13 protein-coding genes are annotated in these 16,558 nt (G+C 66.7%); 6 read left to right on the forward strand and 7 right to left on the reverse strand.

Features of this window, described 5'->3' with window-relative positions:
- From L1080_RS08080 to L1080_RS08095, 4 genes are read right to left on the reverse strand one after another with little or no spacing between them, the layout of a single operon-like run.
- Positions 1 to 258 carry an HPr family phosphocarrier protein gene (locus L1080_RS08080; protein ID WP_109330731.1) on the reverse strand — a complete coding sequence of 86 codons (258 nt, stop codon included), beginning with the start codon at positions 256 to 258 and terminating at the stop codon, positions 1 to 3.
- Positions 259 to 302: 44 nt separating this feature from the next.
- Complete coding sequence (locus L1080_RS08085) at positions 303 to 2,387, reverse strand: PTS fructose transporter subunit IIABC (RefSeq protein WP_250763886.1); 2,085 nt, start codon at positions 2,385 to 2,387, stop codon at positions 303 to 305.
- Between the two features lie 15 nt (positions 2,388 to 2,402).
- Positions 2,403 to 3,383, reverse strand: coding sequence for a 1-phosphofructokinase (pfkB, locus tag L1080_RS08090; protein WP_159926333.1), 981 nt, complete (start codon positions 3,381 to 3,383; stop codon positions 2,403 to 2,405).
- Entirely contained in the window at positions 3,380 to 4,147 is a 768-nt protein-coding gene (locus L1080_RS08095) for a DeoR/GlpR family DNA-binding transcription regulator (protein ID WP_159926334.1), read from the reverse strand. The genes pfkB and L1080_RS08095 overlap by 4 nt, the downstream gene beginning before the upstream one ends.
- Positions 4,148 to 4,354: 207 nt before the next feature.
- On the opposite strand from L1080_RS08095, the gene ptsP reads away from it, so the two are divergent.
- From ptsP to L1080_RS08110, 3 genes are all read left to right on the forward strand, one after another.
- A complete protein-coding gene (gene ptsP / locus L1080_RS08100; RefSeq protein ID WP_250763870.1) occupies positions 4,355 to 6,022 on the forward strand; it encodes a phosphoenolpyruvate--protein phosphotransferase in 1,668 nt (555 codons plus the stop codon).
- Between the two features lie 69 nt (positions 6,023 to 6,091).
- Positions 6,092 to 7,420 (forward strand): uracil-xanthine permease family protein, encoded by a 1,329-nt coding sequence (locus tag L1080_RS08105; protein WP_250763850.1) that lies wholly within the window; start codon positions 6,092 to 6,094, stop codon positions 7,418 to 7,420.
- A 110-nt stretch (positions 7,421 to 7,530) separates the two neighbouring features.
- Positions 7,531 to 8,673: an acyl-CoA dehydrogenase family protein gene (locus tag L1080_RS08110; protein WP_250763847.1), complete on the forward strand. Its 1,143-nt coding sequence runs from the start codon at positions 7,531 to 7,533 to the stop codon at positions 8,671 to 8,673.
- A gap of 76 nt (positions 8,674 to 8,749) precedes the next feature.
- Here the strand turns inward: L1080_RS08110 and lexA are convergent, their stop codons facing one another.
- Positions 8,750 to 9,505 carry a transcriptional repressor LexA gene (lexA, locus tag L1080_RS08115; RefSeq protein ID WP_250763825.1) on the reverse strand — a complete coding sequence of 252 codons (756 nt, stop codon included), beginning with the start codon at positions 9,503 to 9,505 and terminating at the stop codon, positions 8,750 to 8,752.
- A gap of 311 nt (positions 9,506 to 9,816) precedes the next feature.
- On the opposite strand from lexA, the gene L1080_RS08120 reads away from it, so the two are divergent.
- Both L1080_RS08120 and nrdR read left to right on the forward strand, forming a co-directional pair.
- Entirely contained in the window at positions 9,817 to 10,389 is a 573-nt protein-coding gene (locus L1080_RS08120) for a LysM peptidoglycan-binding domain-containing protein (protein ID WP_250763814.1), read from the forward strand.
- Between the two features lie 180 nt (positions 10,390 to 10,569).
- On the forward strand, positions 10,570 to 11,034 hold the full coding sequence (nrdR, locus tag L1080_RS08125; RefSeq protein WP_109335162.1) for a transcriptional regulator NrdR: 465 nt from the start codon (positions 10,570 to 10,572) through the stop codon (positions 11,032 to 11,034).
- Between the two features lie 15 nt (positions 11,035 to 11,049).
- On the opposite strand, the gene hrpA is transcribed toward nrdR, so the two are convergent.
- Positions 11,050 to 14,940 carry an ATP-dependent RNA helicase HrpA gene (hrpA, locus tag L1080_RS08130; RefSeq protein ID WP_250763811.1) on the reverse strand — a complete coding sequence of 1,297 codons (3,891 nt, stop codon included), beginning with the start codon at positions 14,938 to 14,940 and terminating at the stop codon, positions 11,050 to 11,052.
- 139 nt (positions 14,941 to 15,079) lie between these two features.
- Between hrpA and L1080_RS08135 the strand changes: the two genes are divergently transcribed.
- On the forward strand, positions 15,080 to 16,144 hold the full coding sequence (locus tag L1080_RS08135) for an alpha/beta fold hydrolase (protein ID WP_159926342.1): 1,065 nt from the start codon (positions 15,080 to 15,082) through the stop codon (positions 16,142 to 16,144).
- Between the two features lie 13 nt (positions 16,145 to 16,157).
- On the opposite strand, the gene L1080_RS08140 is transcribed toward L1080_RS08135, so the two are convergent.
- The gene (locus tag L1080_RS08140; RefSeq protein WP_159926343.1) at positions 16,158 to 16,541 is read right to left on the reverse strand and encodes a VOC family protein; all 384 of its coding nucleotides are present in this window, start codon (positions 16,539 to 16,541) and stop codon (positions 16,158 to 16,160) included.
- Positions 16,542 to 16,558 lie beyond the last annotated feature (17 nt).

Genomic DNA, 16,558 nt, shown 5'->3' on the forward strand with positions numbered 1-16,558 from the left:
CTATGCGTCGAGATCTGCCGCCACCAGTTGAGCCACTTTCTCGACGGCATCCGCATCGTCGCTGGTCACTGTCACATCGGTGCCCTTGGTGGCGCCGAGCGTCATGATGAGGAGTGCGGAGCCGGCATCGACCGGTTCGCCGTCCGCGACCGAGAGGGTGACGGGGACTCCGGCAGCGGCCACCGCTTCGGCGATGACGGCGGCGGGGCGGGCGTGCAGTCCGATGGACGAACCAACGGCGACTGTGGTGCTGGGCATGGATCTCTCCTTGGTCTGTTCGGGTTGTCTCGCGGTGGTATTTCCTATGCTGCGACTGTCGCAACGTCGGGGTCGAGTTCGGCGTCGGACGCGCCGGGTTTGATGAATTCTTTGGCTCCGACGACACAGAGAGCGGCGACGACCACGCCGGCGGCCAGGGCGACCAGGAACCACAGCAGGTTGCCGATGGCGAAGAACACGAAGATGCCGCCGTGGGGTGCGCTCAGGGTCACGTCGAACGCCATGATCAGGCCGCCCGTGACAGCGCCCCCGGCCATCATCGACGGGATCACGCGTAGGGGATCGGCGGCGGCGAACGGGATGGCGCCCTCGGAGATGAACGCCGAACCCAGGAGCCAGGCGGCCTTACCGTTCTCCCGTTCCGCCTCACTGAACAAGCTCGGCCGCAGAACGGTGGAGGCGAGTGCCATGGCCAGCGGCGGAACCATTCCGGCCGCCATGACGGCCGCCATGATGCGGAGTGAGGCGGGATCGTTGACGTTGAGTCCTGCCACCGCGAAGGCATAGGCGGCCTTGTTCACCGGACCACCGAGGTCGAAGCACATCATCAGTCCGAGGATGATGCCGAGGAAGATGACCGAACTACCGGACAGCCCGTTGAGCCAATTGGTCAGGCCGGACGTGATGGCGGCGAGGGGACGGCCGAGCACCAGGAACATCAGCGCACCCACGATGAGGGTCGCGAAGAGCGGAATGATGACCACCGGCATGAGGCCGCGTAACCACTGAGGAACGGCGATCCGGCTGATCCACAGGGCGACGACACCCGCGATGAGCCCACCGACCAGGCCACCGATGAAGCCGGCTCCGACGAATACTGCTACCGCGCCGGCGGTGAAACCGGGTGCGATGCCGGGTCGGTCGGCTATCGCGAAGGCGATGTAACCGGCCAAGGCCGGAACGAGGAAGCTGAAAGCCAGCGAACCGAGCTGGAACAGCACTGCACCCAGATAGGTGGTGAGACCGCCCTCGGGCAGGCTGCCGAGGGAGTTGTTCAGGACGATGTCCTCGGCGGGTCCGGAGATTTCGTACCCGCCGAGCAGGAAACCGAGGGCGATCAGCAGGCCGCCCGCGGCGACGAAGGGGATCATGTAGCTGACACCGGTCAGCAGGACCTGACGTAGATGGGTGCCCCAGCCGATCGAGCCGGCGGGTTCCGCGGGCTCGGCGGATGCGCTGCCCCCCACCGTCGCGGCCGACGGGTTCATCCCTGCGCGCAGAGCCTCGGTGATCATGACATCGGGCTCGTTGATTGCGCGCTTGACGCCGGAGGCGACCACGGGCTTGCCCGCGAACCGCTCCTTGCCTTTCACGCCGACATCCGTGGCGAAAATGACAGCGGAGGCGCCGGCGATCAGACCGGGGGCCAGTGGAGTGCTGCCACTCGAACCCTGGGTTTCCACGTGCACCTTCACCCCCGCGCGCTCACCGGCGGCGACGAGGGAGTCGGCGGCCATGTAGGTATGCGCGATTCCGGTGGGGCACGCAGTGACCGCGACGATGTGGCGGGACGCCTCCTCGGCGGCCCGTTCGGGTGTGGCGGCGGCCCGTTCGGGTGTGGCGGCAGCGGGGGTCCGCGCCGCGGTCGGTGTCGGCGCGGGTGTCGAGGCCGCGGCAGTGGCCGGCGCCGGGGACAGCACGTCCTGGACGAGGGTGACCACGTCGGCCGGGGTGGACGCCTCGCGCAGTGCACCGACGAAGTCGGGACGCACCAGCGCCCGGGCGAGTGAGGACAGCAACTTCATGTGCTCGGCGCCGGCGCCCTCCGGGGCGGCGATGAGGAACACCAGGTCGGCGGGGCCGTCGGGGGCGCCGAAGTCGACCTTGGGTGCGAGCCGGGCGAAGCCGAGGGAGGCAGCCGACACGGCCTCCGCTCGGCAGTGGGGAATGGCGATTCCACCGGGAAGGCCTGTCGCGGATTGTGATTCGCGTGCCAGCGCGGCGTCGCGAAGAGCGTCCGAATCGGTGGCCCGGCCGGCATCGGCCAACCGGGTGGAGAGCGCGGATATCACGTCCTCCTTGGATACTCCGAGGTCGGAATCCAGGGAGATCAGATCTTCGCTGATGATCTGCGGCCCCGAATCGCGGTCGGGAGTGGAGTGAGACATGGGGTGTCCTTCGGGTCAGGCCGGATCGGGGGCGGGGGAGGTGAGGGCGGTCACAGTGACGGCGTCCCTGTGCACGTGTTCGGGACTCGGCAGGGTGGTACCGGGGAGGGCCGCCGCCGCGCTGCCGTAGGCGACGGCGGATCGTAGGCACTCCGGAGGGGCTGCACCGGCGACGTGCGCCGCCAGGTAGCCGGCCAGCGAGGAATCGCCGGCCCCGACGGTGCTTCGCGCGACGATGGGTGGCGGCGTCGCCCACCAGGAACCGTCGTTCGTCACCAGAACGGCACCGGCCGCTCCCAGGGTGACGAGTACCGTCTCGACGCCGCGATCGAGGAGCAGCCTTCCTGCGTGGGCGGCCGCAGTCGGATCGCCCTGCAGCGCGGCCTCTTCGAGTAGACGACCGTCGTAGCCGGTGAGCTGGGCGAGTTCCTCGCTGTTCGGTTTGACGAGGTCCGGTGCGGCAGCGGGAAAGCGTTCCGCCAAGGCCAGCAGGGGCGCGTCGGAGGTGTCGACCGCCACTTTGCAGGACGCCGAGCGCAGCGACTCGACAAGCGTGGCGTACCAGTCGGTCGGAACACCGGGCGGCAGGGAACCAGCCAGCACGACCCAGTCGGCACGCGCACCGAACTCGGAAAGCGCGGTGTGCAGATCGGCGAGGGACTGAGCCGTCATCGGGACACCGGGTTCGTTGATCTTCGTGGTGGTGCCGTCGGGTTCGGTGATCGTGATGTTGGTGCGGGCCGAGCCGGACATGGCCACGGTGACGTGCTCGATTTTGTTGTCCCTGAGGGTGGACGGCAACGGATCGCCGGCGTTGGCGGGGAGGATCGCCACCGTGGCGACGCCGGCGGAGGTCAGGGCGCGCGCCACGTTGACACCCTTGCCACCCGGATCGTTATGGGTGGCGACAGCGCGAAGGACGGAGCCGCGTTCGAGCCGTCCCCCGAGGGTCACGGTGCGGTCGATACTCGGATTTGCGGTCAGCGTGACGATCATGCGATCACCACCTCGATTCCCTGGTCGTGGAAATGGGCTCGGTCTGCGGGGCTGATGTCGGAATCGGTGACGAGAATGTCGACGCTGTGGATGGGTGCGAAACTCACCAGGTGCTCGCGCCCCACCTTGGACGAGTCGGCCACCACCACGACGTGGTTGGCGCATCGGACCATGGCCCGCTTCACCGCCGCCTCGTCGGTGTCCGGTGTGGACAGACCGTGGCCGACGCTCAGGGCGTTGGTGCCGATGAATGCGACGTCCACCCGAAGAACGTCGAGAATGCGTAATGCCTCCTCGCCGACTGCAGCCTGGGTGACACCCCGCACCCGGCCGCCGAGCAGATGAAGGGTGACCGAGTTCAGTCCGGCAAGCCGGGCGGCAATGGGCACGGAGTTCGTGATCACTGTGAGGTCGGCGTCGGACGGCAGTTCCGGGATGATCCGGCCGGTGGTCGTTCCCGCATCGAACAGCACACTTCCCCCGGAGGGAGGCAGGAACGAGGCCGCGCGCTTGGCGATCCGGTCCTTCTGCTCGGCGCGGGTGTGGTCCCGCTCCGTCATGCCCGGTTCGGTGACCGTGAGAGATCCTGCGGGCACCGCGCCACCATGCACGCGTCGGACGTGTCCCAGCCGCTCGAGCAGGGCGAGATCCCGCCGGACCGTCTCGGTGGTGACGCCGAAGGTGTCGGAGAGATCCGCGACCGACATGCGGCCGCGTTGCGAGATCAGTGTGGTGACTGCCTGCTGACGTTCTTCCGGGTACACCGTCTCCCCGTTCCTTGTCTCGAAGAAGTTCGGTGAGGAAGTCCGATCGGGGCGAAGTCCGATATGGTCCGCATCACACGAAATGTTGTGTCATGTTGTTTTACGCCCGACTGTGTTGACATGTCAAGAGTTGAGAGTAATCTCCGTCACAGAGTTGATGTGTGTGCGAACCACGCGATGACTGAACCGACCGGCCAGGAGGACCCGATGACCGAGAACCGTGAAATCGTGCGAGGTACCCCGGTGGTGCCGGGCATCGCCTATGCGCCGGTCATCTGGCCCGCCGCTCGACCTGAGGTCACCAGCGGACTGCCGAGGGTGGACGAATCCGGGCGCGACCAGGAGAAAGTTCGCTTCGAGGAAGCTGCAGCGGTGGTCGCTCAGCGCCTGCGCGATCGGGCAGCCACCGTGTCGGGAGCTGCTGCGGAGGTCCTTCAGGCCAACGCGGCCATGGCGGCAGACAGGGGATGGCTGGGCGCAGCTCAGAAGCTGATTGCCGGCGGGGCGCCCGCCGAAGAAGCAGCCTCCGAAGCAACCGACCAGTTTGCGGCGCTGTTCACCAAGATGGGTGGGCTGATGGCCGAACGCGTGACCGATCTGCGCGACATCCGCGATCGGGTCGTGTCGGAACTCCGGGGTCTACCCGAACCAGGCATCCCCGTTCCCGACGCGCCGTCGATCCTGTGCGCGCGGGATCTGGCTCCAGCAGACACCGCAGGTCTCGACCCCGCGTCGATCGTCGGACTCGTCACCCTGCTCGGGGGGCCGACCAGCCACACCGCGATCATCGCGCGGCAGCTCGGCATTCCGTGCGTGGTGGCAGTACACGATCTCGAGTCGGTTCCGGCAGGCACTCCCGTGCTGCTCGACGGTGCGGCAGGCGAAGTGGTGGTGGAGCCGGATCCGGCCGAAGCGCGGGCCGCGGTCGAGCACGGCCGAGCGGAGCGGGCGAGGATTTCGACGTGGTCGGGTCCGGGGCAGACCAGCGACGGCCGACCCGTATCGATCCTCGCCAACGTGCAGGATGGCGCCGGCGCCAGATCCGCACGGGAGACCGCCGCCGAAGGCGTCGGCCTCTTCCGCACCGAACTGTGCTTCCTCGACCGTGATTCCGAACCCGGTGTCGACGAGCAGGCGGACATCTACGCGGAGGTGCTCGAGGCGTTTTCCGGTCGGAAGGTAGTGATCCGCACCTTGGATGCCGGTTCGGACAAGCCGCTGCGCTTCGCCACTACGGCAGACGAGGCCAACCCGGCGCTCGGCGTCCGGGGAATCCGCATCGCGGTTCAGAACCCGGGCATTCTCGGTAGGCAACTCGACGCCATCGCTGCTGCGGCGAAACAGACTCAGTCACAGCCGTGGGTGATGGCACCGATGATCGCCACCACCGCGGAGGCCGAGAACTTCGCTGCCGAGGTCCGGGCGCGGGGTCTGACTCCCGGCGTGATGATCGAGGTACCGGCCGCGGCGCTGCTCGCGGACCGCCTGCTCCGGCACGTCGACTTCCTGTCCATCGGTACGAATGACCTTGCGCAGTACACGATGGCTGCCGACCGCATGTCCTCCGAACTCGCGGCGCTCACCGATCCGTGGCAGCCTGCGGTCCTCGACCTCGTCGCGCGCACCGCTGCGGCGGGACTCGCGGCCGGGAAGCCCGTGGGAGTGTGCGGCGAGGCAGCAGCCGATCCTCTTCTCGCATGCGTGCTGGTGGGGCTCGGGGTGACGTCGCTGTCGTGCGCAGGTGCTGCGGTGTCCGGCGTTGGCGCCAAGATAGGCACGGTGTCCCAGGAACAGTGCCGTCGCGCCGCCGAGGAGGTACTGGCCACCAGCGATCCCATGGAGGCGCGGAACGTCGCGGCTCGGGTCTTGGGCTGACGACGCTTGCCGTGTCGTTTCGGGCCCCACGGCGCGAAATTCGCAGATCGTCCCTACTATTGGCCAACTGTGACGAGAAGAGAAACCGACGCCTCCGACGGCCCGGTCGGAGGGGGTTCCGACCAGGCCGCCCCCGCGAAGGCCTTCGGGTGGACCCTGCACGGTGACGGTAGGCGGATTGCCGACGGCGAGGTCGTTGCACCTGCCGAGCGTCTGACCTGGCCCCGTACGGTCGGGATCGGGATGCAACACGTCATCGCGATGTTCGGTGCCACCCTCTTGGTGCCGACGATTACCGGCTTCCCGGTCACCACCACGCTGTTGTTCTCCGGGATCGGAACGGCGCTCTTCCTGCTCCTGACCCGCGGCCGCATTCCCAGCTACCTCGGTTCCTCCTTCGCATTCATCGCCCCGTTGACGGCATCCCAGGCATCCGGTCCCGCCGCCCAGCTCGGCGGGGTGGCGGCGGCGGGTGTGCTCCTCTTGCTGGTCGGCGTGGCCGTGAAACTGGCGGGCTCCCGGGTGATCGACGCGGTCATGCCGCCCGTCGTCACGGGCGCTGTCGTGGCGCTGATCGGGCTCAATCTCGCTCCGACAGCGGTCGATTCGTTCGAGTCACAACCCCTCATCGGGGGCGTGACCCTGCTCGCCATTCTGGTCGTCACCGTTCTCGGACCCGGATTGCTCGGCCGTCTCGGGATCCTGGTCGGCGTTGTCCTCGGCTGGATCTTCGCGGCGATCACCGGGGGCCTCGCCGACGAACGCGTGACCGCCCTGCGCGATGCCGCCTGGTTCGGAATGCCCGAGTTGCGGGGGCCCACGTTCGAATGGTCGGTGATCGCGCTGACATTGCCCGTCGTCATCGTCCTCGTCGCCGAGAACGTCGGCCACGTGAAAGCGGTGTCCGCGATGACCGGCCGATCACTCGACGACGTTGCCGGCGACGCACTCGTCGCGGATGGACTCGCCACCACCCTGGCGGGATTCGGCGGTGGCTCCGGCACCACCACCTACGCCGAGAACATCGGGGTCATGGCCGCGACACGGGTCTATTCGACCGCGGCGTACTGGGTTGCTGCCGCCACGGCCGTGATCCTGGCATTCTCACCCAAGTTCGGTGCCCTGGTCTTCACCGTCCCGAGCGGTGTCATCGGCGGCGCGACTCTGGTGCTGTACGGGCTCATCGGCGTCCTGGGTGTCCGCATCTGGATGGAGGCGAAGGTCGATTTCACCGACCCGGTAAATCTGACCGTCGTTGCGGCGGCGCTTGTTGCCGGCATCGGGGACCTCACACTGACGATCGGCTCGGTGGAGCTCGGCGGAATCGCCTGGGGTTCGATCGGCATCCTCGTCGCCTATCCCGTCATGCGGTCGCTCGCGAGGTTCCGCAGGTCCTGACCGAACCGGATGGGTCACGAATCGCGATCACCTGGGTCATTCTCCGCTGCGTCCGCCACCTCTACCGTCGAACGAGACGTACCCGAACAAGTTTGATATGAGGAGTCGGCGTGGAGCGCACCCTGTTCGAACCGGAGCACGAACTGTTCCGTGAGTCGTACCGAAAGTTTCTCGCCCAGCACGCCGAACCCAACCATGCCAAGTGGGAAGAACAGAACATTGTCGACCGCAGCGTGTGGGTCGAGGCCGGTAAGCAGGGCTTTCTCGGTATGGCGGTGCCGGAGGAGTTCGGCGGCGGCGGTGTCCGCGACTTCAGGTACAACGCGATCATCACCGAAGAGACCACGCGCGGGGGATACAGCGGCATCGGCTTCACACTGCACAACGACGTGGTGGCCCCCTACCTGCTCGAGCTCTCCAACGAGGAGCAGAAGCAGCGCTGGTTGCCCGGGTTCGCCTCCGGTGAGCTGATCACGGCGATCGCCATGACCGAACCCGGTACCGGCAGTGATCTGCAGGGAATCAAGACCCGTGCGGTTCGTGACGGCGACGACTGGGTTCTCAACGGTTCCAAGACCTTCATCACCAACGGCATCAACGCAGACCTCGTGATCGTCGTCGCGTGTACCGATCCCGACAAGGGCGCGCAGGGATTCAGCCTCCTCGTCGTCGAACGGGGCATGGAGGGTTTCGAACGCGGCCGCAACCTGGACAAAATCGGCATGAAGGCCCAGGACACCGCGGAATTGAGCTTCACCGACGTGCGTGTTCCGGCGGCGAATCTGCTCGGTGAGGAGGGAATGGGCTTCCTCTACCTCATGAAGAATCTCCCGCAGGAGCGTCTGTCGATTGCCGTGGTGGCCGCGGCGGCCATGGAGTCGGCACTGGAGATGACGATCCAGTACTGCCGCGACCGGAAGGCCTTCGGCAAGTCCATCGGCAGTTTCCAGAACACGCGCTTCGTACTCGCCGAGCTCGCTACGGAGACAACAGCTGTACGCGTCCTCGTCGACAAGTTCATCGAACTGCTCAACGACGAGAAGCTCTCCGTCCAGGAAGCCGCCATGGCCAAGTGGTGGACCACCGAAGCCCAGGTCCGGCTCATCGACCGGTGCCTGCAGCTGCACGGTGGGTACGGGTACATGAAGGAGTACCCGATTGCCAAGGCCTACATGGATTCCCGTGTGCAGACGATCTACGGCGGAACCACGGAGATCATGAAAGAGATCATCGGTCGGGGGCTCAACCTCTGACCCGGTCAGCGACATCTCGAGGACACGGAAGAGCCCGCGGCGTGTGCCGCGGGCTCTTCCGTGTGAGGACTGCCCTCTAGATCTTGCGCATCACGGTGACGACCTTGCCCAGGATCACGGCCTCGTTGCCGGGGATCGGCTCGAACAACGCGTTGTGGGGCATCAGCCACACCTCGTTCTTCGTGCGCTTGAAGGTTTTCACCGTGGCCTCGCCGTCGATCATCGCGGCGACGATGTCACCGTTCTCCGCCACGTTCTGCTGACGCACCACCACCCAGTCGCCGTCGCAGATCGCCGCGTCGATCATCGACTCACCGACCACCTTCAACAGGAACAACGACCCCTGGCCCACGAGTTCGCGGGGAAGCGGGAAGACGTCCTCGACAGCCTCCTCCGCGAGGATCGGGCCACCTGCGGCGATTCGGCCGAGAACCGGCACGAAGGTCGGCTCCGGTAGCGGTGCGCCCTCGACACCGGTAGGAACCGCGGCCAAGGGGCCGGTGGTGGCGCGGGCAGCATTGCCCGCATTGGCAGCGTTCGCGGCGGCGCCTGCGGCGACCTCGTCCACACCGCGCACGTCGACGGCGCGTGGACGATTGGGGTCGCGGCGGAGAAAGCCCTTGCGTTCGAGCGTGCGGAGCTGGTGGGCGACCGACGACGTCGAGGTGAGGCCCACCGCGTCGCCGATCTCCCGGATGCTCGGCGGGTAACCCCGTTCGTTCACGGACGTCCGAATCACCTCGAGGACGCGGCGCTGCCGATCGGTCAACCCGGCGGCGGTGCCGCCGCTCACCTGTGGAGCCGAACCGTCGGTCGAGCTGTCGTCCTTCATGGCGAGGGGCCTCCGTTTGTCGTGTCGATCTTCTGCCGTGCGGATGTGGATCGTGTGGTGTGGGTCGTGCGGATCCACTCGAAATTGGGTCGCATGTGACTGTTGTTTCGTTGCCTCGAATCTATCTCGGTTCCGCCGCAGTATCAAACACCTGTTCGACCGTGTCGTGCACGTGTTCGACCGCGAAGGGAAGACTTTGTCGGACCGCCGTGGTAGAAATCGAACATGTGTTCTTTCGAACGCGTGATCGAACACCCGGCAGACTCCCACGCCTGGCGGGACGGAATCGGATTCGAGCAGCGGAGGTCCCGATGAGCAACGCAGTTCTCCATCGGCAGTCAGTTCTCCATCGGCAATCAGTACTGAACGGCCGAAAAGTGGATGGCCAGGCCGTCCTGGATCGGCAGGCACTCGGCCCGCGCGCGGTTCGGTCGGGCGCCGGGTCACGCGTCGTCCGCTCGCGTGGGGGGCGGTCGTACCGGACACGGCCCCGCCGGCGTTTCGTCGAGGGTGACCTTCGCCGTCCCGCAGCCGGAACGGTCGCCTACGGCACCCGGTCACGCATGTCTCGCGCCGAGCACGCGCATCGGGGAAGCGACGTGGGTTGGCGGATGGTCCTCGCAAGCATCGCGATCACGGCCGCAGTTCTGTTGGGCCTCGTGGGAGTGGCGCAGTTTGCCACCGTCGACGACATGGGGTCGTCGGGCGCGACCGAGGTCGTTCAGGTCCGGGAGGGCGACACTCTCGCTGCCGTGGCCGCGACTGTCTTACCGGACCGTCCTGTGGCGCGGGTCGTCGAACAGATCATGGAACTCAATGCCATGTCGGACTCCGTCGTGCATCCGGGGCAGACGTTGATCGTTCCTGCGTCCGGCACCCGGTGATCGTGGTGGCTCTGCATGCCTCCGCCGATCGACAGACGAGTAGTCTCGAATGCTGTCAGTCCCACCACTTCGTGTGGTCGCGTCGAGATCGTGCATCCGCTGCGTGAATCCGTATTCGTCGGTTCGCCATCGGGGGAGGCGAAAAGCCGCGGCCACGACGGCTACGACGAAGGAATCGCCATGCACTGCCCGTTCTGCCGGCACCCCGATTCACGTGTGGTCGATTCCCGGGAAGCTGACGAAGGTCAGGCCATCCGCAGGCGACGCTCGTGCCCCGAGTGCGGCCGCCGGTTCACCACCGTGGAAACCGCGGTCCTCTCGGTCGTCAAGCGCAGCGGTGTCACCGAACCGTTCAGTCGGGAGAAGGTGGTGCGCGGCGTTCGGCGCGCCTGCCAGGGCCGCCAGGTCGACAACGACGCACTGAATCTTCTTGCCCAGCAAGTCGAAGATGCCGTGCGGGCCTCGGGTTCCGCGGAGATTCCCAGCAACGAGGTCGGGCTCGCCATCCTGGGTCCCCTCCGGGATCTGGACGAGGTCGCGTATCTGCGTTTCGCGTCCGTGTACCGCTCGTTCAGTTCGGCGGAAGATTTCGCGCGCGAAATCAAAGAACTACGCGCTCATCGCGAGTCCCGCGAAAGCGAATGACACCCGATTCGGCCATCAGCGCACCTTCTGCATCGCGCTGAGAACCCGCTTTTCGGACACCGGTATCGGTGTCCCGATCGTCTGGGCGAACAAGCTGACTCGGAGTTCCTCGATCATCCAGTGGATCGCGTCGATGTCGGGCGAATGGTGCCGCTCCTCCGGCAGCGTTGCCAGCGTGCGTTCATATGCTGCATATACGCGGTCGAGGACGTCCATTCCCTTCCGATCGCGGGGTGCACTGCCGGGGAGCGATTCGAGGCGTGCGGCGGCGGCGGTGAGATACCGAGGTAGCTCACGGAGCCGCGCGGATCCGGTCTCGGCAACGAATCGAGGAAAGAGCAGCGCCGCGCGCTGTTCCCGCACATCGTCGGCAGCCTCCCCGGTGGCCCGTTCGAGAACCACGGCCAGTCGGTGATCAGATTCCAGAATCGGCAGGACGAGGCGTAGCAGAATTGCGACCTCGCGGGCCATCGCCGCTCGCGCCTCGGCGACGAGCGCGTCGAAGTCACGGGGAGTGCGGATCGGCGCCCCGTGGGCGGCGATCAACTGGTCAGCCGCGGCATTGCGGCAGTCGTCGATCAACGCGTCGAGGCTGCCGTCCGGATTCTGGCCGAGGGTCAGCCGCTGGGTGTTGCTCAGCCCGGTGACGACCGTCTTGGCCTGGGTCGGTACGGCGGCGAGGAGGAGCCTGCGGGTTCCGGCGCGCATAGCCGCCCGTTGCTCGGACGGTGTGCTCAGGACACGGACGGCGACACCATCGCCCTCGGGAACGAGGGCGGGATAGCCGGTGACTTTTTGCCCGCCCAGTTCTCGGGTCACCGTCGGCTCGAGGGAACCGAGCGTGTCCGGCGTCCAGGTGAGCGCAGGGGGCCGCTCGGAAGCGGAGGCCGCCTTCGCGACTTCCTTTTGCACGCGGGGAGCGAGGGACGTGCGGAGCGCCACCAGATCCTTGTCGCGGCTCAGGACGGTGCCCTTCTCGTCCACGGCCGCGAACGTCATGCGTAGGTGGTCGGGGAGTGCCGCGACATCGAAGTCCTTCGGATCGATGCGGCATGCCCCGAGTCGCGACAACTCCCGAGCCATCGCTGTGACGAGCGGTTCGGAACGCGGTTTCACCGCCGCGAGGGCCGCTGCCGCGAAGTCGGGGGCCGGAACCACCTGCCGGCGTAGGGTTTTGGGGAGAGTCTTGATCAGGGCCGTCACCAACTCGACGCGCATGCCGGGGACGAGCCAATCGAAGCCCACCGGCCGGAGACCGGCGAGCAGGGCGATCGGGATGCGAGCGGTGACGCCGTCGTCCTCGTTCCCGGGCTCGAACTGGTAGGTGAGCGGGAACTGCATGTCTCCCTGACGCCAGGCGTCGGGGTAGTCGCCACCCAGCACGGCGACCGAATCGGCGTTGACGACCGTCGACTGGGTGAAGGTGAGGAGGTCCGGCGTGGCGCGGCGGGCCACCTTCCACCAGGAGTCGAAGTGACGGGCTGACACTGCCTCGGCGCCCACACGCTGATCGTAGAATTCGTACAACGTGTCGTCGTCGACGAGGATGTCGCGGCGACGCGCGCGATGCTCGAGTTCCTCGACATCTTCGAGCAGTGCGCGGTTGGCGTGGAAGAATGTGTGCTGAGTTTGCCATTCGCCCTGGACGAGTGCATGGCGGATGAACAGTTCGCGGGACGTTTCGGGGTCGATGGCAGCGTAGTTCACCGCGCGCCGGGCGACGAGGGGGATCCCGTACAACGTCACGCGTTCCCACGCCATGGCGGATCCGCGCTTGGACGACCAGTGCGGTTCGGAGTAGGTGCGTTTCACGAGGTGCGGCGCGAGCTTCTCGGCCCACTCGGGTTCGATCCGCGCGGACATGCGTGCCCACAACCGCGAAGTCTCGACGAGTTCTGCGGCCATCACCCACCGCGGGGGCTTCTTGAACAGGCTCGAACCGGGGAAGATGGCGAATCGGCTTCCACGCGCACCGAGGAAGTCGCGCTTGTCGCCCTCGCGAAGTCCGATGTGCGACAACAGTCCCGCCAGCAGCGATTGGTGAATCGCCGCCTCCCCGGCGGTGGAGGTACTGCTCACCTCCCAGCCCAGTCCGCGGGTGATCTGGCGGAGCTGGCCATGGAGGTCCTGCCATTCGCGGATGCGAAGCCAGTGAAGAAATTCGTTGCGGCACATCTTCCGGAACTGGTTGGAGGACAGTTCGTTCCGTTGTTCACCGAGATACTTCCACAGCTCGAGAAAGGCCAGGAAGTCCGAGTTCTCCACGGCGAAACGGGCATGTTTCTCGTCGGCCGCCTGCTGGAATTCGGCGGGACGTTCGCGCACGTCCTGGATCGACAGGGCGGAGACGATCACGAGGACTTCGGCGAGGCAGCCGTTCCGGTGCGCCTCGACGAGCATGCGGGCCATGCGAGGGTCCACCGGAATCTGGGCGAGTTCGCGTCCGACCGGGGTCAGGACCGGCTGCTCCTTCTGGGTGGACTGCTCGATCGCGCCCAGCTCTTCGAGCAGGCCGATGCCGTCCCGGATCGCGCGCGGATCGGGCGGTTGGACGAACGGAAACGCGGCGATGTCACCGAGACCGAGGGCGGTCATCTGCAAAATGACGGATGCGAGATTGGTGCGAAGAATCTCCGGCTCGGTGAACGGGGGCCTGGACTCGAAGTCTTCTTCCGAGTACAGCCGAATGCAGATGCCGTCCGCGACGCGTCCACAGCGACCGGAGCGCTGGCGGGCGGAGGCCTGGGAGATCGGCTCGATCGGGAGACGCTGCACTTTCGTGCGCACCGAATAGCGCGAGATGCGGGCAGTTCCCGGATCCACGACGTAACGGATGCCGGGCACGGTCAGGGACGTCTCGGCGACGTTCGTCGACAAGACGACCCGACGTCCCGTGTGGGGAGTGAACACTTTGTGCTGTTCCGCCGCGGAGAGTCGCGCGTACAACGGAACGATGTCGGTACCCCGCAGTCGTCTGTCCCGCAGCGCGTCCGCGGTGTCGCGGATCTCCCGCTCGCCGGACAGGAAGACGAGGATGTCGCCGTCCCCTTCCGCCGATAGTTCTTCGACGGCTTCACACACCGCGTCGACGGGATCACGATCGAAGGTCTGATCGCCCACTTCGACGGTGAGAGGGCGGTAACGCATCTCGACAGGGAAGGTTCGCCCCGACACCTCCACAATCGGTGCGGGCACGCCGTCGACGGCGAAGTGCTCGGCGAACCGCTGAGGGTCGATCGTGGCCGAGGTGATGACGACCTTGAGGTCGGGTCGCCGGGGGAGTAGCTGGCGTAGGTACCCCAGGATGAAGTCGATGTTCAGGCTGCGCTCGTGAGCCTCGTCGATGATGAGTGTGTCGTACCGGCGGAGCATCTTGTCGCGCTGAATCTCGGCGAGGAGGATGCCGTCGGTCATCAGTTTGACGAGTGTGCCGTCCGACACCTGGTCGGTGAACCGCACCGTATAGCCGACCGTCTCCCCGAGTTCGCTGTGTACCTCTTCGGCGATCCGTTCGGCTACCGTCCGTGCTGCGAGCCGGCGGGGCTGCGTATGCCCGATGAGCCCGCGTACCCCGCGGCCGAGTTCGAGGCAGATCTTCGGAATCTGCGTGGTCTTGCCCGAGCCGGTCTCACCCGCGACGATTACCACCTGATGCTCCGAGATGGCGTGCGCGATGTCGTCACGGCGCTGGCTGACCGGGAGCGCGTCGGGGTAGTCGATGCGGGGAACGCTCGCCCGCCGGCGCTCGAGGCGGGCGCGTGCGGCCGCGATCTCGTCCGAGACGCCGGCGAGCGCCTGGGGCGTGCGCGCTCGGTCCAGTCGCCTGCGGAGCCGGTGCTCGTCGCGCAAAGTGAGTTCGCCGAGGGAGTTCTTCAGATCTCGCCGGCTCGGTGCTGTGATGGACATGCTGAGCTACAGCCTAGCCAACGCGGTCGACGAGCCGACGGCTCGGGCGTAGCGGCAGGGACAGGTCGTCGCCACGCGCTATTCTCCAGGACGACCAACGTCAGACGCGTACCCCGATATCGGCAACGGCTGGGAGACTATGTTCGACGAGTTCGCAGGTGAGAACTTCGACCTGCTCAGCCGCGACCGCGGCAGCGTCGTCGCGGCCGACGATGGCGTTCCGCTGGCCGTCCGCGAGGTCGGTCCCGAATATGCGCCGCTCACCGTGGTCTTCGTGCACGGTTTCTGCAACCGGATGACCGGCTGGCATTTCCAGCGCGTACACCTCGAAGAGGTGTGGGGACCTACGATCCGCATGGTGTTCTTCGATCTGCGTGGGCACGGCAATTCAGGTGTGCCGCGACGTGAGACCTGCACGATTCCGCACCTCGCCCGGGACATCGACGCCGTGATCCGGGCACTCGTCCCCGAGGGGCCGATCGTGCTGGTCGGGCACTCCATGGGCGGAATGGCGGTGCTCTCCTATGTCGGCCGGCATCCCGACCTGATCGGTTCCCGGGTGGTGGGGGTCGGACTGATCGCGACCGCGGCGGGAGCACTGGGGGACGTCGGCCTCGCGCGGACCCTCAACACGCCGGTGGTCGCCGGATTCAGCACGGCGGCACGTGCCCTGCCTCGCGTAGTCCAGGGTGGCCGGGGCGCGAGCAAGCGCGTGCTGGCGCCGATTCTGCGGTCGGCGTCTTTTGGTGATCGTCGTATCAGCCCGGCCATCGTCTGGCACTCCGAACAGATGATCAACGACACACCCCTGAAGACGCTCGTCGATTTTCTGCCCTCGTTCAAGAACCACGACGAAACCGCCGCGGTGCCGCTCCTCGAACCGGTTCCGACTCTGGTGCTGTGCGGCGACAGGGACCTCCTGACGCCGTTCCGGTATTCGAAGGCGATCGCCGAGCAATTGCCGGAGGCAGAACTCGTCAGGGTGCCCGGCGCAGGACACATGGTGCACTTGGAACGGGCGTCACTGGTCTCGGAGGCGCTCGATCGTCTCGTCACGAGGTCGGTGGAATCGCTGCCCGCACCCAGTGCCTGGCGGGACGCCGTGCTGCTGGTCACCGAGCATCCGTGGATCGACACCGCTCGTCGCCGGGTGGCGGCATGGGGGCGGGTGGTCCGGCAGCGGGTGTCGCGGTCTCTTCGCTGATCGAAGGGCGTCGCTATCCGCCCGTATCGTCGCCCACCGGGTGCGGGGGAAGAACACAGAACTCGTTGCCCTCCGGATCGGCGAGCACCACCCACGGCACCCTCGAATCGTTGCTCAGCAGCCGGGCCCCGAGCGCGAGGAGTCGTTGCACCTCGGCGTCCTGCGTGCGCGACGACGGGGCGATGTCGAGGTGCAGTCGATTCTTGGCCGCTTTCTCCTCCGCGACGGGTTGGAAGAGCAGCGTCGGAAATCCCGGTCGATTCGCCTCGACGTAGGTGCGGCCGTACGCGTCGTTCCACTGGCGGGTCGACGGATAGTCCAGAGCCTCACACCAGAATTGGGCCAGTGATTGCGCGTCGCGGCAGTCGACGGCCACGGCGATGATGCGACTGTTCATCCCGGTCGACTACCCGT

The sequence above is a fragment of the Rhodococcus sp. MSC1_016 genome, from assembly GCF_023667485.2.
In the GTDB taxonomy this organism is placed as follows: Bacteria; Actinomycetota; Actinomycetes; order Mycobacteriales; family Mycobacteriaceae; genus Rhodococcus_F; species Rhodococcus_F oxybenzonivorans.

Coding starts and splice junctions, on each gene's coding strand:
- L1080_RS08080 (WP_109330731.1), bottom strand. CDS start 258: ATGCCCAGCACCACAGTCGCCGTTGGTTCGTCCATCGGACTGCACGCC.
- L1080_RS08085 (WP_250763886.1), bottom strand. CDS start 2,387: ATGTCTCACTCCACTCCCGACCGCGATTCGGGGCCGCAGATCATCAGC.
- pfkB (WP_159926333.1), bottom strand. CDS start 3,383: ATGATCGTCACGCTGACCGCAAATCCGAGTATCGACCGCACCGTGACC.
- ptsP (WP_250763870.1), top strand. CDS start 4,355: ATGACCGAGAACCGTGAAATCGTGCGAGGTACCCCGGTGGTGCCGGGC.
- lexA (WP_250763825.1), bottom strand. CDS start 9,505: ATGAAGGACGACAGCTCGACCGACGGTTCGGCTCCACAGGTGAGCGGC.
- L1080_RS08120 (WP_250763814.1), top strand. CDS start 9,817: ATGAGCAACGCAGTTCTCCATCGGCAGTCAGTTCTCCATCGGCAATCA.
- nrdR (WP_109335162.1), top strand. CDS start 10,570: ATGCACTGCCCGTTCTGCCGGCACCCCGATTCACGTGTGGTCGATTCC.
- hrpA (WP_250763811.1), bottom strand. CDS start 14,940: ATGTCCATCACAGCACCGAGCCGGCGAGATCTGAAGAACTCCCTCGGC.
- L1080_RS08135 (WP_159926342.1), top strand. CDS start 15,080: ATGTTCGACGAGTTCGCAGGTGAGAACTTCGACCTGCTCAGCCGCGAC.
- L1080_RS08140 (WP_159926343.1), bottom strand. CDS start 16,541: ATGAACAGTCGCATCATCGCCGTGGCCGTCGACTGCCGCGACGCGCAA.